The 22,443-nt window shown below is 61.3% G+C and carries 23 protein-coding genes and 1 tRNA gene; 16 read left to right on the forward strand and 8 right to left on the reverse strand.

The genetic code is table 11. The features are described from left to right. The first annotated feature begins 1,125 nt into the window (after positions 1-1,125). The 8 genes from ACDP63_RS04505 to ACDP63_RS04540 all read left to right on the forward strand — a co-directional run bounded on the left by ACDP63_RS04505 (position 1,126) and on the right by ACDP63_RS04540 (position 6,519). Positions 1,126-2,247: a DUF3363 domain-containing protein gene (locus ACDP63_RS04505; RefSeq protein ID WP_409927841.1), complete on the forward strand. Its 1,122-nt coding sequence runs from the start codon at positions 1,126-1,128 to the stop codon at positions 2,245-2,247. A gap of 157 nt (positions 2,248-2,404) precedes the next feature. Then, positions 2,405-3,067: a GNAT family N-acetyltransferase gene (locus ACDP63_RS04510; protein WP_409927818.1), complete on the forward strand. Its 663-nt coding sequence runs from the start codon at positions 2,405-2,407 to the stop codon at positions 3,065-3,067. A 56-nt stretch (positions 3,068-3,123) separates the two neighbouring features. After that, positions 3,124-3,978, forward strand: a complete 855-nt coding sequence (locus ACDP63_RS04515; protein ID WP_409927819.1) for a DMT family transporter — start codon at positions 3,124-3,126, stop codon at positions 3,976-3,978. A 12-nt stretch (positions 3,979-3,990) separates the two neighbouring features. Further along, positions 3,991-4,833, forward strand: a complete 843-nt coding sequence (locus tag ACDP63_RS04520) for an oxaloacetate decarboxylase (protein WP_409927820.1) — start codon at positions 3,991-3,993, stop codon at positions 4,831-4,833. A 24-nt stretch (positions 4,834-4,857) separates the two neighbouring features. After that, complete coding sequence (locus ACDP63_RS04525; RefSeq protein WP_409927821.1) at positions 4,858-5,331, forward strand: N-acetyltransferase family protein; 474 nt, start codon at positions 4,858-4,860, stop codon at positions 5,329-5,331. Between the two features lie 9 nt (positions 5,332-5,340). After that, positions 5,341-5,607 (forward strand): DUF1272 domain-containing protein, encoded by a 267-nt coding sequence (locus tag ACDP63_RS04530; protein WP_409927822.1) that lies wholly within the window; start codon positions 5,341-5,343, stop codon positions 5,605-5,607. A gap of 13 nt (positions 5,608-5,620) precedes the next feature. After that, positions 5,621-6,067: an N-acetyltransferase family protein gene (locus tag ACDP63_RS04535; RefSeq protein ID WP_409927823.1), complete on the forward strand. Its 447-nt coding sequence runs from the start codon at positions 5,621-5,623 to the stop codon at positions 6,065-6,067. Between the two features lie 14 nt (positions 6,068-6,081). Beyond that, complete coding sequence (locus ACDP63_RS04540; protein WP_409927824.1) at positions 6,082-6,519, forward strand: carboxymuconolactone decarboxylase family protein; 438 nt, start codon at positions 6,082-6,084, stop codon at positions 6,517-6,519. 12 nt (positions 6,520-6,531) lie between these two features. On the opposite strand, the gene ACDP63_RS04545 is transcribed toward ACDP63_RS04540, so the two are convergent. After that, positions 6,532-7,488: a LysR substrate-binding domain-containing protein gene (locus ACDP63_RS04545; protein WP_409927825.1), complete on the reverse strand. Its 957-nt coding sequence runs from the start codon at positions 7,486-7,488 to the stop codon at positions 6,532-6,534. A 73-nt stretch (positions 7,489-7,561) separates the two neighbouring features. Here ACDP63_RS04545 and ACDP63_RS04550 point away from each other — a divergent pair, with 73 nt between their 5' ends. Beyond that, on the forward strand, positions 7,562-7,744 hold the full coding sequence (locus tag ACDP63_RS04550; RefSeq protein ID WP_409927826.1) for a hypothetical protein: 183 nt from the start codon (positions 7,562-7,564) through the stop codon (positions 7,742-7,744). On the opposite strand, the gene ACDP63_RS04555 is transcribed toward ACDP63_RS04550, so the two are convergent. From ACDP63_RS04555 to ACDP63_RS04585, 7 genes are all read right to left on the reverse strand, one after another. Then, positions 7,714-8,919 carry an MFS transporter gene (locus tag ACDP63_RS04555; RefSeq protein ID WP_409927827.1) on the reverse strand — a complete coding sequence of 402 codons (1,206 nt, stop codon included), beginning with the start codon at positions 8,917-8,919 and terminating at the stop codon, positions 7,714-7,716. The genes ACDP63_RS04550 and ACDP63_RS04555 overlap by 31 nt on opposite strands. Next, complete coding sequence (locus ACDP63_RS04560) at positions 8,916-9,710, reverse strand: YggS family pyridoxal phosphate-dependent enzyme (RefSeq protein WP_409927828.1); 795 nt, start codon at positions 9,708-9,710, stop codon at positions 8,916-8,918. The genes ACDP63_RS04555 and ACDP63_RS04560 overlap by 4 nt, the downstream gene beginning before the upstream one ends. 10 nt (positions 9,711-9,720) lie before the next feature. Then, positions 9,721-11,025: a serine hydroxymethyltransferase gene (locus ACDP63_RS04565; RefSeq protein WP_409927829.1), complete on the reverse strand. Its 1,305-nt coding sequence runs from the start codon at positions 11,023-11,025 to the stop codon at positions 9,721-9,723. A gap of 240 nt (positions 11,026-11,265) precedes the next feature. Next, positions 11,266-12,327, reverse strand: coding sequence for a histidinol-phosphate transaminase (gene hisC, locus ACDP63_RS04570; protein ID WP_409927830.1), 1,062 nt, complete (start codon positions 12,325-12,327; stop codon positions 11,266-11,268). A gap of 103 nt (positions 12,328-12,430) precedes the next feature. Next, a complete protein-coding gene (locus tag ACDP63_RS04575) occupies positions 12,431-13,141 on the reverse strand; it encodes a glutamine amidotransferase (protein WP_113667581.1) in 711 nt (236 codons plus the stop codon). A gap of 109 nt (positions 13,142-13,250) precedes the next feature. After that, positions 13,251-14,714 carry a PLP-dependent aminotransferase family protein gene (locus tag ACDP63_RS04580; protein ID WP_409927831.1) on the reverse strand — a complete coding sequence of 488 codons (1,464 nt, stop codon included), beginning with the start codon at positions 14,712-14,714 and terminating at the stop codon, positions 13,251-13,253. Between the two features lie 290 nt (positions 14,715-15,004). Further along, positions 15,005-15,607 carry a GNAT family N-acetyltransferase gene (locus tag ACDP63_RS04585; RefSeq protein ID WP_113667579.1) on the reverse strand — a complete coding sequence of 201 codons (603 nt, stop codon included), beginning with the start codon at positions 15,605-15,607 and terminating at the stop codon, positions 15,005-15,007. Between the two features lie 341 nt (positions 15,608-15,948). On the opposite strand from ACDP63_RS04585, the gene ACDP63_RS04590 reads away from it, so the two are divergent. From ACDP63_RS04590 to trpA, 7 genes are all read left to right on the forward strand, one after another. After that, positions 15,949-17,172: a benzoate/H(+) symporter BenE family transporter gene (locus tag ACDP63_RS04590; RefSeq protein WP_409927832.1), complete on the forward strand. Its 1,224-nt coding sequence runs from the start codon at positions 15,949-15,951 to the stop codon at positions 17,170-17,172. A 13-nt stretch (positions 17,173-17,185) separates the two neighbouring features. After that, on the forward strand, positions 17,186-18,034 hold the full coding sequence (gene pdxY, locus ACDP63_RS04595) for a pyridoxal kinase (protein ID WP_409927833.1): 849 nt from the start codon (positions 17,186-17,188) through the stop codon (positions 18,032-18,034). Then, positions 18,031-19,296, forward strand: coding sequence for a 5-aminolevulinate synthase (gene hemA / locus ACDP63_RS04600; protein ID WP_409927834.1), 1,266 nt, complete (start codon positions 18,031-18,033; stop codon positions 19,294-19,296). The genes pdxY and hemA overlap by 4 nt, the downstream gene beginning before the upstream one ends. Beyond that, a complete protein-coding gene (locus ACDP63_RS04605) occupies positions 19,293-20,477 on the forward strand; it encodes an aspartate aminotransferase family protein (protein WP_409927835.1) in 1,185 nt (394 codons plus the stop codon). Before hemA ends, ACDP63_RS04605 begins: the two co-directional genes overlap by 4 nt. Before the next feature lie 12 nt (positions 20,478-20,489). Then, positions 20,490-20,565 (forward strand) — tRNA-Cys (locus ACDP63_RS04610). A 16-nt stretch (positions 20,566-20,581) separates the two neighbouring features. Next, positions 20,582-21,823, forward strand: coding sequence for a tryptophan synthase subunit beta (gene trpB, locus ACDP63_RS04615; protein WP_409927836.1), 1,242 nt, complete (start codon positions 20,582-20,584; stop codon positions 21,821-21,823). Continuing rightward, the coding region (gene trpA / locus ACDP63_RS04620) for a tryptophan synthase subunit alpha (RefSeq protein ID WP_409927837.1) at positions 21,820-22,443 on the forward strand (624 nt) is incomplete at its 3' end. The genes trpB and trpA, both read left to right, overlap by 4 nt.

Below are 22,443 nucleotides of genomic sequence, written 5' to 3' on the forward strand. Positions count from 1 at the left end.
TACGCTGGCCGGATTTCTGAAATTTTTGTTGTCTGCACACTGGTTAGGGGAGCCGCGACCGGCACCCTGTTTTTGGACGGCACGAGCCGCGATTTCGCGCAAAGCCTTGGCTTTGCTGGGTTTCGACCGGCACCATGGCCGCCGAACGCCCGATTTCCCCCGATTTTGGCCGGAGGCGCGTCCATGAGCGCCGACGACGAGAACCGCTTCCGGCCGAAGCCCGGCCGCATCCGCGCCGATGCCCCCAAGCTCGGCAAGGCGAAGAGCTTTCTGACGCAGGCGAAGAAGCTCGCGCGCCAGCACAGCAAGAGCCCGTCGCGGTCATCCGCATCATCCTCGCCACGCTCCAGATCGTCAGCCGCCACCAAGGGCGGCAAGGCATCGCGGGCGAGCAGCGGGCCGGGCCTGAAGCGTGGACGCGGCGCGTCCTTCGTCCGCTCGCGCACCTTGTCGGGTGGATGGAAGCACAGCACGCCGGGAGTGCGCCGTGTCGTCGTGAAAACCCGCTACGTCCAGCAGGCAGGAAAGAACGGCAAGGCGGCGGCCCATCTGCGCTATATCCAGCGCGACGGAACCTCGCGCGATGGCGAGCGCGGCCAGCTCTATTCCGCCAACGAGGACCGCGCCGATGGCGACGCCTTCCTCGATCGCGGCAAGGACGATCGCCATCAGTTCCGGTTCATCGTCTCGCCGGAAGACGGCGCGGACCTGACCGACCTGACAGCACACACCCGCGACCTCATGCGCCATATCGAAATCGACCTCGGCACCAACCTCGATTGGGTCGCCGTCAATCACTACAATACCGGCCACCCCCATGTTCATGTCATCGTCCGAGGCAAGGACGACCTGGGCGAAAATCTTGTCATCAACGGCGACTATCTCGCCAATGGGATTCGCGAGCGGGCCAGCGAGTTGACCACGCTGGAGCTTGGCCCCGTCACCGAGATCGAGCAGACCCGCAAGCTGTCCGCCGAGGTGGATCAGGACCGCTTCACTCGCATCGACAGGGCGATGACCGAGGAAGCCGACGAACGCTTCATCGACCTGCGCCATGAACCCGACGATCCGCGTCGCCAGTTCGACCGGACGCTGCGCTTGCGCCGTCTGGGCAAGCTGGAGCAGATGGGCCTCGCCACGGAACACGCGCCTGGCGTCTGGGAATTGAGCGAGGGGATGGAGCCGACCTTGCGCGAGCTGGGCGAGCACGGCGACATCATTCGCAATATGCACAAGGCTCTGAAGGCCGATGGGCTGGAGCGCGATCCGATGACCTTCCAGCTCCATGATGCCGCGCCCGAGACGCCCATCGTCGGCCGCGTCGTGGACAAGTATCTCACCGACGAGATGGGCGAGAACCTGACCCTTGTGGTGGATGGGATCGACGGCCGGACGCATCATGTTCCGGGCATCGGCCCGGCCCGCGTCGAGGACGCCCGCATCGGCAGCATCATCGAGATCGGCCCCGCCGACACGGCGCAACGTCCGTCCGACCGCGCCATTGCCGCCGTCGCCGAGGATGGCATCTACCGGCCGAGCCGCCATCTGGAGCAAGCGAAGTTCGAGGGCCGTGTTCCGGGCGGCGATTATGAAGGCTTCGTCGATTCTCATGTCCGGCGACTGGAGGCGCTTCGCCGCGCTGGAATCGTCGAGCGGATCGACGCCGACCAATGGCGCATCCCTGAGGATTTCGAGAGCCGCGCCGCCGCCTACGATGCGGGCCGGAACCGGCAGGCCAGCATCCGTGTCATCTCGACCTTCAATCTGGAAAACCAGATCGGGGCCGATGGTGCGACCTGGCTCGATCGGCGGCTGGTGACGCCTGACGCATCGGATCTCGCTCCGGCCGGGTTCGGCCAGCAGGTGCGCGACGCCATGGACCAGCGCCGCGAGCATCATATCGAACATGGTGACGCGACCCGAGCGCGGGACGGCCGCATCTTCTACCGGCGCAGCCTTCTCGCCACGCTGCGCGAGCGCGAAGTCGCCCGCGTCGGCGCGGAGATGGCCGAAAGCAAGGCGCTGCCATTTCGGGCGGCGGCGGATGGCGAGAAGATCAGCGGCAAGTTCACCGGCACCGTCCAACTATCCAGCGGCAAGTTCGCGGTGGTCGAACAGAGCCACGAGTTTACCCTTGTCCCATGGCGCCCGGTGATCGACCGCCAGCTCGGCCGCGAGGTCGCGGGTATCGTGCAGGGCGGATCGGTTTCGTGGCAGCTTGGCAAACAACGGGGGCTATCGCTGTAACGGTCCGGCCAACCAATTGTCGATCTACAGCGAGGCATGGCCAATTGGTCTGGTTACAATCTACAAAGTGGCCGGATCAATCCGGCCATAATTATGCGATAATAGGGGTTCCTGCTCAAAGACGGAAAAACTCCGTCAGATTCTGGATGGTGTTTTCGTGGAACTTAGCAATTGGACGGGTGCTCCAAAACCGGAGCGGAAAATACTGGAGGGGGCCTACACACGGCTGGAGCCGCTCAGCGTGGATCTACACGCGCAGTCTTTGTTCGAGGCTGCATCTGCCTCGGGCGCTGAAGATCGGTTCAGATATCTTTTTGACAAAGCTCCAACCGACTTCAGTGAACTTCAGTCCTGGGCCGAGAAAGCGGAGGCCAGCACAGACCCTCTGTTCTTTGCGGTCATCGACAAAGCGACCGGCAGGGCCGAAGGCCGTCAGGCTTTGATGCGCGTGGATACCGTCCACGGGGTGATCGAGATCGGCAACATCATGTGGGGACCGGCGATCACACGGACGCGCGTCGCTACGGAAGCGCTGTTTCTGTTCGCGGACTATGCCTTTGGTCTGGGATACCGTCGCTTCGAATGGAAGTGCGACAACGCCAATCTTCCTTCCAAACGCGCAGCCGAGCGCTTTGGCTTCAGCTTCGAGGGTATTTTCCGGCAGCATATGGTCGTCAAGGGCCTGAACCGCGACACCGCCTGGTTCTCGATCATTGATAGCGATTGGCCGCGCCTGCGCGCCGGTTACAAGCGCTGGTTGAAGGCCGACAACTTCGACAGTTCAGGACGGCAACTGAGTAAGCTGGCGTTCGATCAGTGAGCGTTACCAGTGCGGCCTATGGGCAAACCTCGGAGCCATTCGCGGCCAGAGCAGCTTTGCTTCTGGTCGCGTTCCTCTGGGGCGTAAACTACATCGCGACCAACTTTGGTCTACGCGCTTTCTCGCCTTGGACGTTCCGCGCTCTGTCCTTCGTAGCCGGCGCAGGGCTGCTGGCCATTCTTGCGCCGATAATTGGCGCGAGCTTGCGCGTGCGCAAGATCAGCGATCGTGTGCATCTCATCGTATCCGGGCTGTTTGCCTGTGGTGGCTTTGGTGCTCTCTCGGCCATAGCCATCCTTTACACCTCGACCGGGCGTGCTGCCATATGTGCCTACACCATGCCGATATGGGTGGCGCTCGCCGCCCGTGTGTTCCTCAAGGAGACTCTGACGACCGCACGCATGATCTCCCTGGCGCTTTGTGCGGCCGGGTTGCTCGTGCTGCTTTGGCCATTGATCCAGGCCGGTGTTTCGCTCGGCGCGCTCGCCGCAATCGGATCGGCAATCTGTTGGGCAATCGGCATTGTCTATCTGAAGTGGGCGCGCGTTCCCGCACACCCGCTTGCGGTCGCGATCTATCAGCTTCTCGCTGGCGCTCTGGTTTCCATCATCGGGATGATGTTCACCGGCCTTGGTGTTGATGGCCCTGTCGGTGTGCTGCCCTGGTTCGGGCTGCTCTATGGAGTCGTGGCCGGAACCGCTGTCGCCTATCCACTCTGGTTCAAGGTGCTCGACCGCCTCCCGGCCGGCACCGCAGGTCTTGGAACGCTTCTCGTTCCGGTTTTCGGCGTAATCGCTTCGTCAATCGTTCTCGGTGAGCGTCCAACGCCGGCCGACCTCATCGGCTTTGCCCTGATCCTGATCGCCGCCGTGATCGCCTTGCGAGCACCCGCCCAACCCATACAGACATAAGGAGGAAATACCGTGTCGGACCAGCAACAGAAATACGAGCGCTTCAAAGCCTTGCATGAACGCGAAGAGGCCTTTGTCATTCCGAACCCCTGGGACGCTGGCTCGACACGGCTCCTGACCAGCCTCGGCTTCGAAGCGCTGGCCACCACGAGCGCGGGATATGCCTTCTCCAAGGGGCGGCGCGACTCGCTGACCGGCCTCGGTCGGGATGAGATACTGGCGAACGCCGCCGAAATCGTCGGCGCCACCCATCTGCCGGTCTCTGCCGATCTGGGAGACGGGTTCGGTGCAGACCCCGACATCTGCGCCGAAACCATTCGCATGGCGTCCTCGGCCGGACTGGTCGGCGGCTCGATCGAGGATGCGACCGGCAATTCCGATCAGCCGATCTATGAGTTCGCCCATGCTGTCGATCGTGTTCGGGCAGCCGCCGAGGCCGCGCACAGTCTGCCCTTCGTGCTGACGGCAAGAGCCGAAAACCACCTTTATGGCCGCGACAGCCTGGACGACACGATCCGGCGGCTACAGGCGTTTTCCGAGGCCGGCGCGGACGTGCTCTACGCGCCGGGTCTGCCGGACATCGACGCGATCAGGACCGTTTGCCGCGCGATCGACAAGCCGGTGAATGTGGTTATGGGTCTCAAGGGTCCGGTCTATTCCGTGGCCGAGCTTCAGGATGCAGGTGTTCGCCGCATAAGCGTGGGTGGCTCGATGGCGCGCGCGGCCTTCGGCGGCCTGATGCGGGCTGCCGAAGAGGTGCGGAAGTCCGGCACCTTCACCTACGCGGCCGATGCCCTTCCCGGTACGGTCATTTCCAAATTCATGTCTGACGATGCAACGACCGACCGTCAGTGACACCGAGGCGAAGGACATAAAGCCATGACGACCACGGTTGCGCCGGCGACGACAGATATTACGGTTCGGCGGGCATCGTCCGAAGATGAGGCGGCCTGGCGGCCGCTCTATCGCGGATATGCGACGTTCTACAAACGCGACATCACCGACACCATTCTGGATCAGACCTGGGCATGGTTGCATAATCCGGCGCATCCGTTGGAAGGGCTGGTCGCTGTCGTGCCTGACGGCAAACTTGTCGGCCTCGCGCATTACCGGCCACAGCCTAAACCGTTGCAGGGCAACGACGCAGGGTTTCTGGACGATCTGTTTGTTGACCCCGAGTGGCGCGGCCGCGGTGTTGGACGCCAGCTCATCGAGCATCTGGCTACGATCGCCCGCGAGCGCGGCTGGCCATCGATCCGCTGGATCACAGCGACCGACAACGCAACGGCACGTCGGCTTTATGATGACGTCGCCGAAGCGACCCATTGGGTCACATATGAACTGAAGCCGTGAGGAGGCACTATGCTTGAACTGCGCCCGAACTGCGAATGCTGCGACCGCGACCTGCCGCCGGAGAGCGCAGATGCCCGCATCTGCACATTTGAATGCACCTACTGCGCGACCTGCGCCGAGTCGTTTCCCGGTGGAAATTGCCTCAACTGCGGCGGCAATCTCGTTGCGCGGCCAATCCGGCCATCGGAATTGCTCGTGAAGCATCCGGCGTCGACTAATCGTGTCCTCAACGCGAAATGCCGCGAGGAAATTGGCAGCGCAGCACAGCTGCAATAAGGGGGTTTGCTTAGTGGGCGCGACGATCACCATCCGAGAAACGCTGGCAATCGACGAAGCCGAATGGCGTAGGCTCTGGGACGCTTATAACGCCTTTTACGAAACAAGCGTCGCTCCGGAGATTACTTCCCGCACTTGGCAACGCATGCTCGATCCCGCTTCCACGCTCCTTGGCCGCATCGCACTGGTTGACGGCACCGCCGCAGGGTTCAGCCTCAGCGTTCTCCATCACGGAACATGGGTGGCAGGCCCTGTTTGCTACCTCGAAGATCTGTTCGTCGACCCTGACTGCCGAGGCCGCGGCATCGGCAGGAAGTTAATGCAGGATCTGGTCGATCGCGGCCGAGCGCTGGGCTGGTCAACCCTCTATTGGCATACGCGGGAGAACAACCCCGCCCGCCGCCTTTATGACGAGTTCGTCAAGGCTGACGATTTCGTTCGCTACAGGATGCAACTCTAACTAAGGATGCCAATTTGAAACAACGACTGAATGTATCCCAAGTCACTCCTGACCTTTATGCGGCCGTGCTCGCGCTCGACACGAAGGTCAAACAATCCGGCATCGATCTCGACCTGCTCCACCTCATCAAGCTGAGGGCATCGCAGATCAATGGATGCGCCTATTGCGTCGATATGCACGTCAAGGAATCGCTGGCCGATGGGATGCCGGCCCAAAAACTGCACCTCGTTTCCGTCTGGCGGGAATCTCCGCTGTTTGATGATCGCGAGCGCGCCGTGCTGGAATGGACCGAGAGCCTGACGCTGATCGCGCAGACCGGCGCACCAGACAGCGCCTATGAGACCGTGCGGGCCCACTTCAGTGAAGAGCAGATCGCACAGCTCATCGTCGCGATAGGCACCATCAATATCTGGAACCGGATCGCTGTCAGCTCGCGGCTCGTTCACCGCTGAGACGAAAGCGCCTCACCGCGCGCCGGGCCTGACGGTATCTTCCGGTTCGACGGTCGAGCTTCCGAAGCTGGCCAGCATCCATTGACGGAACCGGGTAATCCTCAAGGCGCGGCGTTGCGATGGCCGATAGACAAGCCAATAAGCTTCGCCCTGGTGGGAGACGCCGGTAAACGGCGCGACAAGCAGGCTATCCTCAAGTTCCCCTCGCCATAGGGCGGGCGTGAGCATCGCCAGGCCTTGACCGGCGAGCGCCGCCAGCCCTTCCGTGGCCTGGCTGTCGACCATAACGCCTTTTTGGGTCAGGCGCCTTTCAGCGGCAATCCCATTGTCGCTGAGCCAGGCCGCCCACCAATGGTCCTGCGGATTGATCCACCGCATCGCGAGGGCGGCCGATGCGGGCAGCGGAAGCTCCATTCCATCGACAAGGCCCGGCGCGCACATCGGCGTGAAATCGAGATCGAAGAGGCGATCCTTCGCTAGACCGGGCCAGTCGCCGCTTCCCCATCGAATGGCCACATCGACGTCTTCCGATGCGAAATCGACATATCGGTTGCTGACATCGAGGCGGATATCCACTTCAGGGTTATCCGCTTGAAAGCTTCCGATATGCCGGGCGAGCGATCGTTCGGTGAATGTGCTGCTGGCCGAGATCCGCAATATCGTCTCTTCGCCGCGCAGTTCGTCGAAGGCGGCGTCGATCTGGTCGAACGCCTCGCTGAGCTGGCCGGCGGCGCGCGCGGCGGCGTCGGTCATGTCCGCGCGCCGGCCACGCCGTTGAAACAGGGGCACGCCCAGGCGTTCTTCCAGCACCTTGATCTGGTAGCTCACGGCCGCTTGGGTCATGCCAAGTTCGTTCGCCGCCGCGGTGAAAGTGCCGCATCGGGCAATGGCTTCGAAGACTCGAACAGCCGGGAGAGGAGGAGAACGCCGCATGCCTCTTGATAAACCCTGTTTATCAGCAACGTCCATAGTTCGATTGGAACAGGGAGCCGCAACATCATAGCGTCCCCATCACCAGAACACGACAAATGACAGGTGATCCATGGACGACATGCTGACCAAAGAATGGGCCGACAACCATCATGTGATGACTGACGGCATCGATAGGGGCTTGCGGCGATTGCTTAACCTTGTGCGACGCTCGGCCAGAAAACTGGCTGGCATGAAGGGGAATGACCAGTCTGCGGATCGCCATCAGGCGTTGGGGTCGGACCGCTTCGCCTGAGCGCGTTCCTGCGCCAGCACGATCAACGTCGTCAGCACCATGAACCCGACCGATGCCCACAGCACCGACGCCGGCTCTCCCTGATCGAGAAGAAATCCGAACAGGATCGGTCCGATCACGCCGCCAATGTTGAAGCCGGTCGAGACGATGCCGAAGAATTTGCCTTCCTGGCCCGGAGGCGCGGCGGCGCGCACCAGCATGTCGCGGGACGGCGCGACCAGCCCGGTCAGGAAGCCCGCGGCTCCCATGGCCGCAACAAGCAGCGACCCCGGCATCGGCAGGAGGATGATCGCCACCACCAGCAGAGCCGCAAGACCGAAGGCCCCGGCTGCGATCAGGCCGTGACGCCGGGTGCGGTCCGCGAGGACGCCGCCCGCAAGAACACCGAACGCGCTGGCGAAGAGAAATACGGCCAGCGCGAGATTGGCGACCGCGAGCGATACGCCGAAGCCCTGGACCAGCGCCGAGACCGAGAATTTCTCAATCGCACCGGTGCTCAGAGCGAGCAGCACGAAGAACAGGGTGAGGACGGCGATCTTCGCCCATAGGCTTGAGAAGGTGCGTGTCGAAGCCGCAGCTGCGTCCGAACGGGCAGGATTGGGATCATTGGCGCCCTCCCGCGCGAAGCTGTTGGCCGTGACAGCCAGAACGAGGAAACCGAGGCCGCCGCTTGCGGCAAAGGCCCAGCGCGGATCGAACGTGGCCGCGAGCCAGACGAGCAAGAGCGGGGCCAGCGCGCCGCCAAGGAAGCCCGCGAAGGTGTGGATGGAAAAGGCTCGGCCCATGCGATCGGGCGCGATACCCCGCGACAACAGCGCATAGTCGCTCGGATGATAAACGCCATTGGCAAGCCCTGCGAAAGCCATGGCGGCGACCAGCATGATGAAACCTGGACTGATCGCGACCGCCGCTAAGCTCGCGCTGCCCAGCGCAAGCCCGGCGAGCAGGACCGGCCCCGCGCCGAAGCGATCGACGGCATATCCAAGCGGCGTCTGCACGAGTGCGGTGACGATGTTGAACACGGCGATCGCAATGCCGAGATCGACGAAGCTCACGCCCATCGACGCCGGCAGCAAGGGCAGCAGCGCCGGCAGCGTCATGATATGAAAATGGCTGACGAAATGCGCGGCCGAGATCCGCGCGAGCAACCCGTTGGAGGGCGACGGCGCGATCACGAGCGCGGCGTGTTCGCAGGATCGGTCAGAAGACCGGGCCAATATTGTGCGTCCCCGCCGGGACGAGGCCCAAAGATTGCCTGCCCGACGCGGACCACATCGGCGCCTTCCTCGATCGCCGCTTCATAGTCCCCCGACATGCCCATCGACAGCCGGGTGACGCCAGGGTGGACGCGCGCCGCGCGATCGCGCAGATCGCGCAGCAGCCGGAAGCAGGCTCGAACCCGTGCGTCATCGGCGCTGAAGATTGCGAGGGTCATCAGGCCCTGCGGCTTCAGGCGAGGATAATCGCCAAGCCGCTCGACGAACGGGATCAGCTCATCGGGCTGAAGACCATATTTGCTATCCTCGCCCGACGTGTTGACCTGGACAAAGACGTCGAGATCGCGGCCGAGCGCATCGAGCCTGCGGTTCAACTCTGCCGCAAGCCGGTGGCTGTCGAGGGCGTGGAACTCTGAAGCGAAGCGGACCAGATATTTGACCTTGTTGGTCTGGAGGTGGCCGATGATGCTCCAGCGGATCGCTAGGTCGCTCAGGATTTCCTGCTTGACCTGCGCCTCCTGGATCTTGTTCTCGCCAAAATCGCGAATACCGGCTCCATGCGCGAGCCGAAGAACATGCGCCGGCACGGTCTTGGTGACGGGGAGCAGGCGCACGCTCCCCGCACTGCGACCCGCGCGACGCATGGCATCCTCGATCCGCGCCTTCACCGCCGCCAAATTGGCGGCGAAAGACGCGGCGGGATCACTGCCGAACCGAGCGATATCGTCCGGAGAAAGATCGGGCGGCACGGGGCTTTCCTCAATAAGGCAGCGGAAAACGTGCGACCAGCGCACGCACCTGGCCGTTGATCTCCGCGCGGGCGGCATCCAGCCTGTCCTCGCGAACCGCACGCAGTGTATCGAGCAGCATACCGCCGATCTGGCGATATTCGTCAGCGCCGAACCCGCGCGAGGTTCCCGCCGCGCTGCCGACACGAATGCCCGACGTCACCATCGGCTTTTCCGGGTCATTGGGGATGGCGTTCTTGTTGAGCGTGATGCCGACCGATTCCAGCGCCTTTTCGGCAACATTGCCGGTGACACCGAGTGGCCGAAGATCGACCACCGCAAGGTGACAGTCGGTGCCGCCCGACGTGATGGCCAGTCCGCCATCGGTGAGCGTCTGCGCGAGCACGCGGCAGTTCTCGACCACGGCATTCGCATAGGCCTTGAAAGACGGTTGGAGCGCCTCGCCAAACGCCACCGCCTTGGCGGCGATGATGTGCATCAGCGGACCGCCCTGGAGGCCGGGGAAGGTCGCGGAATTGATCTTTTTCGCGATATCAGCGTCGTTGGTGAGCACGAACCCGCCGCGCGGCCCACGTAATGTCTTGTGCGTCGTCGATGTCACAACATCGGCAAAGGGAATGGGCGACGGGAAGGCGCCGCCGGCGACCAGCCCTGCGAAATGCGCCATGTCGACCATAAGGATCGCGCCCACTTCATCCGCAATCGCGCGGAAGCGAGCGAAATCGAAGGTGCGCGGATAGGCGGAGCCGCCGGCGATGATGAGCCGGGGGCGATGCTCGCGGGCGAGCCGGGCGACGTCATCCATGTCGATGCGATGGGTTGCAGGATCGACGCCGTAGCTGACCGCATTGAACCAGCGGCCCGACATATTGACCGTCGCCCCGTGGGTCAGGTGCCCGCCGGCCTTAAGGTCGAGACCGAGGATCGTGTCCCCTGGCGCGAGCAGTGCGAGATAGACCGACTGATTGGCCTGGCTCCCCGAATGGGGCTGGACGTTGGCATAGTTGCTGCCGAAGAGCTGCTTGACCCGTTCGATCGCGAGATCCTCGACGACATCGACGTGCGCGCAGCCGCCATAATAGCGGCGGTGTGGATAGCCTTCGGCATATTTGTTGGTGAGCACCGAGCCTTGCGCCTGAAGGACCGCGGGGCTGACGAAATTCTCCGATGCGATCAGCTCGATCGAATGGCATTGCCGGTCGCGTTCGAGCGCAATGGCGTCCTCGACCACCTTGTCGACGCTCGCAAGATCGGCCGCGCTGATGCCGCCGCGATCGGCCGACTGTGAAGGGGGTCGCAGTGTCGATGTTTCCATCGTGAATCTCCTGGAACAAGTGTTACGGCTGCGCGGACTCAGTGTGGTCCGCTATTGCGGGCACCCCTAGCATGATAGTGGTCCGTTGCGCCCAGCCACTTATCGCTCACTTTGCAGACCATTTAGGGCCACAGCTGTCGTGAGCTTTGGAAACCTGCATCAAGGATGAAGTAAAACAATTCGATCTTCCTCGAACTCCTCTTTCTCGGTGTCATTCGCAAAGTCAGCACAGGAAGTTGGTCAAGGTAGGATGATCGATCTAAGCGCTTCAAGAAGGCGCGCGTTTTGGTCTTCGCTGCCAATCGTAATACGCAGAAAATCTTCCGTGCGCGGACTTGAGAAATGCCGGACCAAGATGTCTCGGGACTTAAGTTGTCGCAAAAGATTCAATCCATCGTGTCCGGGATGACGTGTAAACACGAAATTCGTGGATGACGGTAATACATCAAATTCCAGCGATCGCAGTTCACGCGTAACAGTCAGGCGGCTCGCGATGATCCGTCCCACACATTCACGAAAATATGCCTCGTCTTCCAGTGCGGCAATTGCGCCAACTTGGGCGAGTCTATCCAGGGGGTAAGAGTTGACGCTGTCCTTAACGCGCTCAAGAGCCTCTATAAGCCCCGGCGCACCAATCGCATATCCGATACGGAGGCCAGCGAGGCCTCTCGACTTCGACATTGTGCGAACAACGAGAAGGTTAGGAAAATCAGCGATAAGAGGCACAGCCGTCTCACCGCCAAAATCAACGTAGGCTTCATCGATGAGCACAGGAATGCCTGCCTGGCTTTGAAGCAACCGCCGGATGTCCGAAAGTGGCACCGAAATCCCGGTGGGCGCATTCGGATTTGCGAAAGCAATAGCACCAGCGGGTCCGAGAAAGTCGTCAACGCTCAAGACAAATCTGTCGCTCAGAGGCACTAGCTCATAAGTGATATCGAACAGACGACAATAAGTTCTATAAAAACTGTAAGTTATATCCGGTATGAATAACGGCAGACTTTGCCTGAGTAGTGCTGCGAAGGCGAATGCAAGGATCTCGTCAGATCCATTGCCTACAAAAATATGACGAGGACTTACGTGATGATATCTTGCCAAAGCTTCTCTTAGGTGAAGTGATTGGGGATCCGGATAGAGACGCAGATCGTCGGTCGCTGCCTCCCTGATAGCAGCTAGTGCCAGAGGTGACGGGCCAAATGGAAGTTCGTTGGTATTGAGCTTTACCACGCCACTCTGTGCGGGCTGCTCGCCCGGCGAGTAGGGCGTTAATCCCCGAAGCAGTGGACTCCAAAAACGCTGCACTTATGATCTACTCCTCATCGGCGTCATCGTCGAGAACGGCGACACACCGACTGCATATGTGAAAGGGTCACAATCGCTCTGCCTGATGCTGCTGTTCTCGTTGTCACGATAGACCGATCAGCCATTCGCGGAACATCTGTTCACAAGCTACGCGGGCAGCGGACGCCATGCCTCGTGCCTCTTCCCGCAAGTCGCGCGGATCGATGCCAGAGACCGCCAACTCAGCCGCATGACCGGTCAACCACCTCTCAATCCCACAAGCCGCATCGACTTCCGCATGGAATTGCACGGCGAGGATGTTTGATCCGATCGCAAAGGCCTGCGTCCGGCACAGTTCGGTCATCGCCAAGTTGTCACCGCTGGAAGGTGTTTGGAAGGCGTCCCCATGCCAATGCAGCACGGGAACGCCCTCCAGATGACGAAGCGGCCCAACCCGCCCGGCATCAGTCAGAGACAGCAGACCAAAACCGATCTCCTTGTGCCCCATGGGTGTAACCAACGCCCCGAGGGCTGCTGCAATCAACTGCGCACCAAGGCAAATCCCCAGCGTCGGACGGTTGGCCGACAAGCGAATCTCAAGCAGACGCCGTTCGTCGGCGAGATAAGGGTAGAGATCGTCTTCATAGACCCCAACCGGCCCACCCAGCACGACAAGAAGATCGGGCGCAATCGGATCAATGGTGCCGAACGGTTCCCCGTCCAGGTCGTGATATGTAACGGCGTAGCCCGCAGCTTCCAGCACGGGGCCAAGCAAGCCGAGATCCTCAAACAGCACATGCCGAAGCACCGCAGCTGTTTTGCGCCTGTCTGTCATTGTTAATGCCTGCTTTCCTTCGAGCAACCGTGGGCGCTAAATAGGTTTGGTCGAAAACGGCATTAGCAGCTTTATGGACTGCATGACCCCGCCATTTTCTTCTCAATATTCAGACCACTTTCCCCGATTGCTTCCTCAGCGACTTGAACGCCGCAGCCAGTTTCAAGATTGCGACCTCAAGCTCAGCCGGCGTGTAGGCTGCAAAGCCCATCAAGAAACCGGGCTTTGCCTGCTCCGTCGCATGCAATGCCGATAGACCCATCAGATCGATACCGGCACGGCGCGCAGCGTGAATCGCATCGCGCTCCTCGATATCGCACGTTAGCACGCACGGCATCTGAAGCCCGCCAATCGGCACTCTCGGCTCGACGAAATCCGACAAGTGGGTCCGCACCAATTTCACGAGGACTTCCAGACGTTCCGCATAGAGGCCACGCATCGTGCGGACGTAGGCACCGAAATGGCCATTCTCCATGAACCGCGCGAGCGTGAGTTGACTGATCGTGGCGGTATGTCCGTCGAGCAGGGTTCGCGCGACGGTCATTGGCTTCACCAGCGCGGGCGGCAACACGACATAGCCAATCCGCAAGCCCGGAAAGAGGGACTTGGTAAAGGTGCCGACATAGATCGTCCGGTCATTGGGATCGAGGCCTTGGACGCAGGCCGTCGGTTTGCCTGCATAGTGGAACTCGCTGTCGTAATCGTCCTCGATGATCCAACTTTGACGGCTTGCGGCCCATTCGATCAGTGCGAGCCGGCGATCGAGCGCAAGCGTCGCGCCGGTCGGGAACTGGTGAGACGGCGTGAGGAAGATCGCGCGCGCCTGCTGCGGATCGGCCATCACCTGGTCGACAAGAATGCCCTGTGCGTCGAGGCGGACGGGCACGCAGTTCAAACCCGCGGCATCGAACGCCTTGCGCGCGCCATGGTAGGCGGGGTCCTCGATAAAGATGCGGTCGTCGGGATCGAGCAGCATGTTGGCGCAAAGCGTCATCGCTTGCTGCGAGCTTGTCAGCACCAGCACGCGATCAGCGGTTGCACGGGCGCCGCGTTCGAGATTGACGTAATCTGCTATCGCTCGCCGCAGTGGCTCGACGCCCTGCGGATCACCCTGAAGCAGGCTCTCGGTTCCGGTCTCGCGTAAAACCTGACGTTCAAGGCGCTCCCAAAGGCGCAGCGGAAAGGTCCGGGTTTCGGGGACACCGTGTGTGAAGGGCCGCAGACCAAGTGAGCCTCTGACCCCGCCGCTCTCGAACATGGCAGCGCCGCGCTTGCTGAGGTTTGGTCCTTGATCTCGCAGCAACGCCTCACGAGCTGAGCGCCGCTGGGGCGAGACAAACTCGGGCATTTCGGCCACAAAACTCCCGCTGCCAACACGCCGTTCGATAAACCCCTCAGCATGAAGCCGCGCATAGGCCGACTCGATCGTGTCACGCGAAACCCCGAATGACTTGGAAAGCGCTCGTGAAGCCGGGAGCGGCTTACCTGGCCCAAGCGCGCCGTCGACGATCAGTTGCCTGATGGCTCGCTGGATGCGGGTGTGCAGCGGCATGGCGGCATGTGCCGGATGCACCAGCCACGCCTTTACCGACTCTAGTTGCGAGTGTTTGAACAAATGGCCTGACCTCTTGTTTTATAAGCGAGTAGTAATTCAGGCCATTTATAGCTTATCTGTCAATGGCTATTCGCGAACTGGTAGTAAGTCTCAGATGCAGATCGCGCTCCAACAGATCAGTTTCGCCTTAGCTTCCGCCGCAATCTTCGGATCGCCGCATCTTCTTTGCTCCGACATGAACAACGCGGTCACGGAGCGCATCGGAGGACCTTCCCTCGTGCTGCACTCCCTGGTGCGGCGGACGCGGATCAGCGCTTCATTCTTTCCTCAAGCATGTGCTTCACGCCTGCCCATTCATCATCGATGATGCTGAAACGCACCGAGTTACGCCTGCGGCCATCAGGCATGATGCGCTCGTAGCGGATGATGCCCTCTTGTTTCGCGCCAATGCGTAGGATCGCCGTCCGCGATTTCTCGTTCAGTTCATCGGTAGTGAACTGAACGCGCACGAAGCGCATCGCCTCGAAGGCATGGGTTAACAGTAGATATTTGGCCTCAGTGTTTGCCCCGGTGCGCTGACGCGAGGCGCTGAGCCAGGTGCTGCCGATTTCCAGCTTGCGATTACGGCCGTCGATCTTCCAGAAGCGGGTGCTACCGATTGGCTCACCACTCACCTTGTCCAAAATCACGAACGGCATCACCGTGCCTGCGCTTTTCCCCGCCATCGCTGTCGCTACATAGGCATCCGCCGTTTCCGGCCCCGGCACCACTGTCAGCCTGGATTCCCACAAACGGCCATCTTCCGCCGCACGCAGCAACACCGGCGCGTCATCGGCATCCATGGGGCGCAGATGAACATGTGCGCCCACCAGTTCAGGCTGCTCAGATAGCGCGTTAAGCTCGGCCTCCATCAAATCACGACATCCTTACTGGTTCGGTCAGAAGCCCCCCGTCGGGCGCCTTCTTCGTGTCTGTTGCGCGCACTTCCGTTCAACCGCTGCCATCTCAAAGATTCGCGTCGGAGAAACACCGCTTCAGCTTATCGTAAAAACGGTCGTATGCACCCCGCCAATTCATCTTACCTCCACAGACCAATGGTGTGCGCTGGCATTTCACCCGCGTTCTGTCGGACGAATCTTGAATGGTCTGGCTTACGTTTCTCAAATGGATGGAACATTCCGACCATTGAGATGCTAGGGGACTGTTCGAATATCTCGACCCGTCGAGTCCAAACAGGAGAAAGTCCACTGTCATGTCATCCGGTTCCGCATCGTCGCCCCTGAGTCTCAAAGATCTTGTCCACCCTGTCGTCGCAGGCCTGATTTCAGTTATCGTCAACTATGGCGGAACCTTCATTCTGGTGTTCCAGGCGGCGAAGGTCGCCGGGCTGAGCCCGGAACTCACGGCGTCCTGGGTGTGGTCGATCTCGATCGGCGTCGGCGTTACGGGGCTGTTGCTCAGCTGGCGCTACCGCGAGCCGATCATCACCGCATGGTCCACGCCGGCAGCGGCTTTTCTCGTAACCGCGCTTGCGACGACATCCTACGCCGAAGCAGTCGGCGCCTATATCATCTCTGCTGTCGCCTTTGTCCTGCTTGGGCTCTCGGGCTGGTTCGACCGGGTGATCCGCATGATCCCGCCCGGCATCGCATCTGGACTGCTCGCTGGCATCCTGCTCCAGTTCGGTATCGGCGCGTTTGGCGGCGCATCGATCGATCCCGTGCTCGTTGGCGGCCTGGTGCTGGCTTATGTGCTGCTCAAACGCTTCTCGGCGCGCTATGCTGTGGTCGGCATTCTCGTTCTCGGCCTCATCTTCCTGCTTGTGCAGAACCGTGTTGACCTGTCCGGCCTTGAGCTGAAGTTTGCGGCACCTGTCTTCACCATGCCGGCCTTCTCGCTGAACGCCCTGCTGAGTGTCGCCTTGCCACTTTTCCTCATCACGCTGACCGGCCAATATATGCCGGGCATGCTGGTGCTGCGGAACGATGGCTTCAAGACCAGCGCCAATCCGATCGTCACAGTGACAGGGCTGGGTTCGCTCATCATGGCCCCGTTCGGCTCGCACGCCTTCAACGTCGCGGCCATCACCGCCGCGATCGTCACGGGACGCGAAGCGCATGAAGACCCCTCCAAACGCTGGATCGGCGGCATCGCGGCGGGCGTTTTCTATATCCTGATCGGCGTGTTCGGCGTCACCCTTGCCGCCGTGTTCATGGCCTTTCCGGCGACCTTCATCACCACGCTGGCCGGCCTCGCTCTGCTCGGCACCATCGGGGGAAGTCTCGCGGGCGCCATGGCCGATCCCAAGACCCGCGAAGCCTCGCTCATCACCTTCCTCGCCTCGGCCGCCAATATCAGCATGCTGGGCGTGGGCGGCGCCTTTTGGGGGCTTGTCATCGGTCTCATCGCCTATCTCGCGCTCAATGGCCGCCTGCCTCCCCGGGAGCCGAAGACCGAGACCATCCCCGCGAAATGACGGAACCGTTCTCATGATGAAAACATCGATCATCTCGATCCAGAGCCAGATCGTGCACGGCCATGCCGGCAACAGCGCTGCCGTGCTGCCCATGCAGGCGCAGGGTCTCAACGTCGCGGCCGTGCCGACCACGCTCCTGTCGAACAATCCGCTGTTCGAGACCATGCGGGGCCGCGTCCTCGAATCCGAACTCGTTGGCGACCTGCTGCGCGGGGTCGAGGAACGTGGCCTCGTCGAAACAAGCCGCTATGTCGTGTCGGGCTATCTTGGCTCTCGCGCCAATGGCGAGGTGATTACCGCATTCGTGAAGCGCGCCCGCAAGATCAATCCGGGCCTCGCCTTCATCTGCGATCCGGTCATGGGAGATTTCAATCTCGGCGTTTTTGTCGCGGACCAGGTTATCGAATGCCTGATCGATACACTGGTCCCGATCGCTGATTTCCTCACCCCAAACCATTTCGAGGTGGGGCTGATTACGGACAGCAAGCCCGTTACCTTCGACGATCTCAAGGTCGAAGTCGGCAAGATCCGGGCGCACCGTGGGGCCGGCGTCGTCGTCACCGGCTGCGTCTTCCCCGATACGCCCGAAGGCTCGCTCGAAAATGTCGTCTTCGACGGCGACACCGTAACGAGGCTGGTCTCTCCGCGCCTCCCCATCGTCCCGGTGGGAACGGGTGATCTCTATACCGGATTGCTGACTGCCCGGCTGACCCATGGCCGCAACCTTGTCGACGCAGCCAGCGAAGCCGCTGCGATCGTTCTCACGGTTCTCGAACGCACGATCGCGGCAGGCGAACATGAAATGCAGCTTGGCAGCACGATTGACGCGCTGCTGCCTGCCACAACGGAGCAAAAACCATGACCGGCTTCGATTACCGGCAATTCTTTACAGACGATCTCGCCCAGCTTCGCGAGGAGGGTCGCTACCGCGTCTTCGCTGATCTTGAACGCGAGATGATGAGCGGGATTTACGCTTACGACCACCGGATCAACAAGCGGATCACTATCTGGTGCTCGAACGACTATCTCTCGATGGGCGTTCATCCCGACGTGATCGACGCCGCCCGCAACGCGCTGGAACAATATGGTGCGGGTGCTGGTGGAACGCGCAACATCTCCGGGACAAGCCACGAGCATGTCATGCTGGAACGCGAGCTTGCCGAACTGCACGGCAAGGAAGCCGCGCTGCTGTTCACGTCCGGCTATGTGGCCAATGACGCCGCGCTTTCCTCGCTGGGCCGGCATATGCCCTGCTGCGTGATCTTTTCCGACGCGCTCAACCACGCATCGATGATCGAAGGCATCCGGCATTCCGGCGCCGACAAGGTGATTTTCGCGCACAATGACTGGCGTGACCTGGAACGCAAGATCGCCTCCGTCTGCAAATACCGGCCCAAGCTGATCTGTTTTGAAAGCTGCTATTCGATGGATGGCGATTTCGCGCCCATCGAGGCAATCTGCGACATAGCGGATCGCTACAACGCCTTCACATACGTCGACGAAGTCCATGCCGTCGGCCTCTACGGTCCGCATGGCGCCGGCGTTACAGAGCGCGACGGCCTGCAGGGCCGCATCGATATGATCCAGGGAACGCTGAGCAAGGGCTTTGGCGCGATCGGCGGCTACATCGCTGGCACCCATGAGGCGGTCGATTTCATTCGCAGCCATGCGTCAGGATTCATCTTCAGCACCGCGCTTCCACCATCGGTCGTGGCTGGTATCCGGGCCGCGCTGCGCCATCTGAGAGAAGATGGCGCGCAGCGCCAGGCGCTTGCTCGCCGCGCCGCTTCCCTCAAGACACGGATGATCGAGAACGGCATTCCGGTAATGCCAAGCCCCAGCCATATCCTGCCGGTGATGATCGGGGACGCCGCACTCGCCAAGGCCATCACCGATCACCTCATGGTTGAAAGCGGGATTTACATTCAGCCGATCAACTATCCGACCGTGCCACGCGGCACCGAGCGGCTACGGATCACACCCACGCCGCTGCACACCGATGAGGATGAGGCTGCGCTTATCGCGGCGCTCATCTCAGCCCGCGATGCCTTTCCTGGCTGGTTGCCACTGGCCGCAAGCGCCAACGGCAATACCCAGCATGATGTCCTGGAACTTCAGTCATGACGAACCCGCTCCTTCCCGTTTTTCAGCCCGCCCCCATGGTATTCGACAAGGGCGAAGGCGCGTGGCTCACCACGGCCGAGGGCGAACGCTATCTCGACTTCGGCGCCGGCATCGCCGTCAATTCGCTTGGTTATTCCCATCCGCATCTGGTGGCCGCTCTCGAAACCCAGGCGCGCAAGTTCTGGCACCTCTCGAACGTCTATCGCATTCCCGATGGAGAACGTCTGGCCGAGCGATTGACGGCAGCCTGTTTTGCGGACGTCGCCTTCTTCGCCAATTCCGGCGCTGAAGCCAACGAATGCGCGATCAAGATCGCGCGGCGTTATCAGAACGCCAGCGGTCGACCGGAACGGTGGCGGATCATCACCTTCAACGGCGCCTTTCACGGTCGAACGCTGGCGACGATGGCAGCGGGCGGTAATCCCAAATATCTCGACGGGTTCGGTCCCGCTGTCGGCGGCTTCGATGCTTGTCCTCTGGAAGACATAAATGCGGTGCGCGCCCGCATCACCCTCCAGACGGCGGCGATCATGATCGAGCCTATCCAGGGCGAAAGCGGCGTGCGTCCGGTCAGCCACGATTTCCTACGCCAACTCCGGGCGCTGTGCGATGAGTTCGGGCTGCTGCTCATCTATGATGAGATCCAGTGCGGCGTAGGTCGAACCGGCTATCTTTTCGCGCATCAAGAGGCTGGCGTAGCGCCAGATATCATGAGCCTCGCCAAGGGACTTGGCGGCGGCTTTCCCGTCGGCGCCTGCCTTGCGACGCGCGCGGCCGCCTTTGGCATGGTCGCAGGCTCGCACGGCTCGACCTTCGGCGGCAACCCGCTCGCGATGGCGGTTGGCAACGCGGTTCTCGATATCGTCGACGACGAGGCATTCCTTACCGAAGTGCGCCGTAAGGGCGAGCGGCTACGCGCCGCGCTCGAACAGATCGCGAGCTTCTTGCCTGATTTGATCCTTGAAGTGCGCGGCCGTGGTCTCATGCTCGGCATTCGCACGGCGCGTGAACCACGCGAGATCGTCGAGGCGTTGCGCGCCCACGCGCAGGTGCTGACCATCGCTGCGGGCGACAATGTCGTGCGGATCGTGCCACCGCTTACCGTGAGCGATGAGGAAATCGATCTTTTCGCGGACCGTGTGCGGCACGCTCTGGAGCAAATATCTAAGCGCGCGGCCTGAGGACGCCTGTGCGGCCCCGTGGCGGAGTGGTTACGCAAAGGACTGCAAATCCTTGCAGCGCTGGTTCGAATCCAGCGCGGGGCCTCCAATCAGATGGGAAGATTATGACCGGCAATAGCGGCGGCATACCGCAACTCCATCGCAACAGTCTCCGGCACGGGCCAGATGAGCGAGGCTGTTTCGGGATATTCGGAGGCCGCTTCGTCTCCGAAACCCTCATGCCAAATATACTGGAACTGGACACAGCCTATGCCAGTGCTCAGGCCGATCCTCTCTTCACAGCCCAGCTCGATGGCTTGCGCGTTCATTATGCGGGACGTCCGAGTCCACTCTACTACGCCGAACGCCTGACCGAGCGTCTCGGCGGTGCGCGCATTTATCTCAAGCGCGAAGACCTCAATCACACCGGCTCGCACAAGATCAACAATGTGCTCGGCCAGATCCTGCTCGCGCGGCGAATGGGAAAAACCCGGATCATTGCCGAAACCGGAGCCGGCCAGCATGGCGTCGCCACCGCGACAGCCTGCGCGCGCTTTGGCCTCGACTGCGTCATTTATATGGGCGCGATCGATATCGATCGCCAGGCCGCGAACGTGAAGCGGATGCACATGCTGGGTGCGCGCATCGTTCCCGTCACCAACGGCTCGCAAACGCTCAAGGATGCCATGAACGAGGCTCTTCGCGATTGGGTATCGAACGTCACTGACACCTTCTACTGCATCGGGACAGTCGCCGGGCCGCATCCCTATCCAATGATGGTGCGTGATTTCCAATGCGTGATCGGGGAAGAGGTTCGCGCGCAGCTCAATGAACAGGAAGGACGACTTCCAGACCTCCTGGTCGCCTGTATCGGCGGCGGATCAAACGCAATGGGACTATTCCACCCGTTTCTCGACGACGATTCCGTCGCGATGCACGGCGTCGAAGCTGCCGGCGATGGACTTGAAACAGAGCGGCATGCTGCGTCGATCTCGGCGGGACGGCCCGGCGTCCTTCATGGCAACCGCACCTATCTGCTGATGACGGGCGATGGGCAGATCGAGGAAGCGCATTCGATTTCGGCAGGACTCGATTATCCGGGTATCGGTCCGGAACATGCCTGGCTCCATGAGGTCGGCCGCGTGAACTATGTAGCGGCGACGGACCGCGAAGCCATCGCGGCCTTCCGCGCACTTACAAGCCTGGAAGGCATATTGCCGGCGCTCGAATCCGCTCATGCGATCGCGCATGTCATGCGTGTCGCCCCAACGATGTCGGGTGATGCGGTTATCGTCTGCAACCTCTCCGGTCGCGGCGACAAGGACGTCGAACAAATCGAGCCTCTCGAAGAGGAGACAAGTGCGTGAACCGTATTGCGAGCCGTTTTGCCCTTTGCCGAGAGCAGGGGCGCGCTGCGCTGATGACGCACGTTACGGCAGGCGATCCCGACAGCGATACCTCGCTTGCCATTCTCGGCGCGCTTGTGAAGGGAGGCGCCGACTTGATAGAATTGGGCATCCCGTTCAGCGATCCCGCGGCCGACGGGCCAGCCATCCAGCAATCTTCAGTGCGCGCGTTGGCGTCGGGACAGACCGTTGACCGGACGCTCGCACAGGCGAAAATGTTTCGCGCGCAATTCCCGACGATCCCGCTCGTTTTGATGGGCTATTACAACTCGATCTATGACTATGGCGCCGCGGCCTTTATCGAAACTGCCGCGAATGCCGGGGTCGATGGCCTGATCGTAGCCGACCTGCCTTTCGAGATGTCGCATGAACTCGACCATCTTATCGATCGAACAGCAATCAATCTGATCCGGCTCGTCGCGCCCAATACCGAGGACGAGCGGCTCAAAGCGATCGCTGGCGCCGCGCAGGGCTTTATCTACAGGGCACCTCTAAAAATTGCCCTGACCTTGGCGCTGCGATATCGTGACATGGTGAACCGGCATATAGGGGATGCAGCGATGACGCAGATGGGTTTCTTT

It is taken from the genome of Paracoccus sp. P2 (assembly GCF_046335115.1).
Taxonomy (GTDB): domain Bacteria; phylum Pseudomonadota; class Alphaproteobacteria; order Rhodobacterales; family Rhodobacteraceae; genus Paracoccus; species Paracoccus pantotrophus.

Coding starts and splice junctions, on each gene's coding strand:
- ACDP63_RS04505 (WP_409927841.1), top strand. CDS start 1,126: ATGGGCCTCGCCACGGAACACGCGCCTGGCGTCTGGGAATTGAGCGAG.
- ACDP63_RS04525 (WP_409927821.1), top strand. CDS start 4,858: ATGACGACCACGGTTGCGCCGGCGACGACAGATATTACGGTTCGGCGG.
- ACDP63_RS04530 (WP_409927822.1), top strand. CDS start 5,341: ATGCTTGAACTGCGCCCGAACTGCGAATGCTGCGACCGCGACCTGCCG.
- ACDP63_RS04545 (WP_409927825.1), bottom strand. CDS start 7,488: ATGGACGTTGCTGATAAACAGGGTTTATCAAGAGGCATGCGGCGTTCT.
- ACDP63_RS04550 (WP_409927826.1), top strand. CDS start 7,562: ATGGACGACATGCTGACCAAAGAATGGGCCGACAACCATCATGTGATG.
- ACDP63_RS04565 (WP_409927829.1), bottom strand. CDS start 11,025: ATGGAAACATCGACACTGCGACCCCCTTCACAGTCGGCCGATCGCGGC.
- ACDP63_RS04575 (WP_113667581.1), bottom strand. CDS start 13,141: ATGACAGACAGGCGCAAAACAGCTGCGGTGCTTCGGCATGTGCTGTTT.
- ACDP63_RS04585 (WP_113667579.1), bottom strand. CDS start 15,607: ATGGAGGCCGAGCTTAACGCGCTATCTGAGCAGCCTGAACTGGTGGGC.
- ACDP63_RS04590 (WP_409927832.1), top strand. CDS start 15,949: ATGTCATCCGGTTCCGCATCGTCGCCCCTGAGTCTCAAAGATCTTGTC.
- pdxY (WP_409927833.1), top strand. CDS start 17,186: ATGATGAAAACATCGATCATCTCGATCCAGAGCCAGATCGTGCACGGC.
- hemA (WP_409927834.1), top strand. CDS start 18,031: ATGACCGGCTTCGATTACCGGCAATTCTTTACAGACGATCTCGCCCAG.
- ACDP63_RS04605 (WP_409927835.1), top strand. CDS start 19,293: ATGACGAACCCGCTCCTTCCCGTTTTTCAGCCCGCCCCCATGGTATTC.
- trpB (WP_409927836.1), top strand. CDS start 20,582: ATGACCGGCAATAGCGGCGGCATACCGCAACTCCATCGCAACAGTCTC.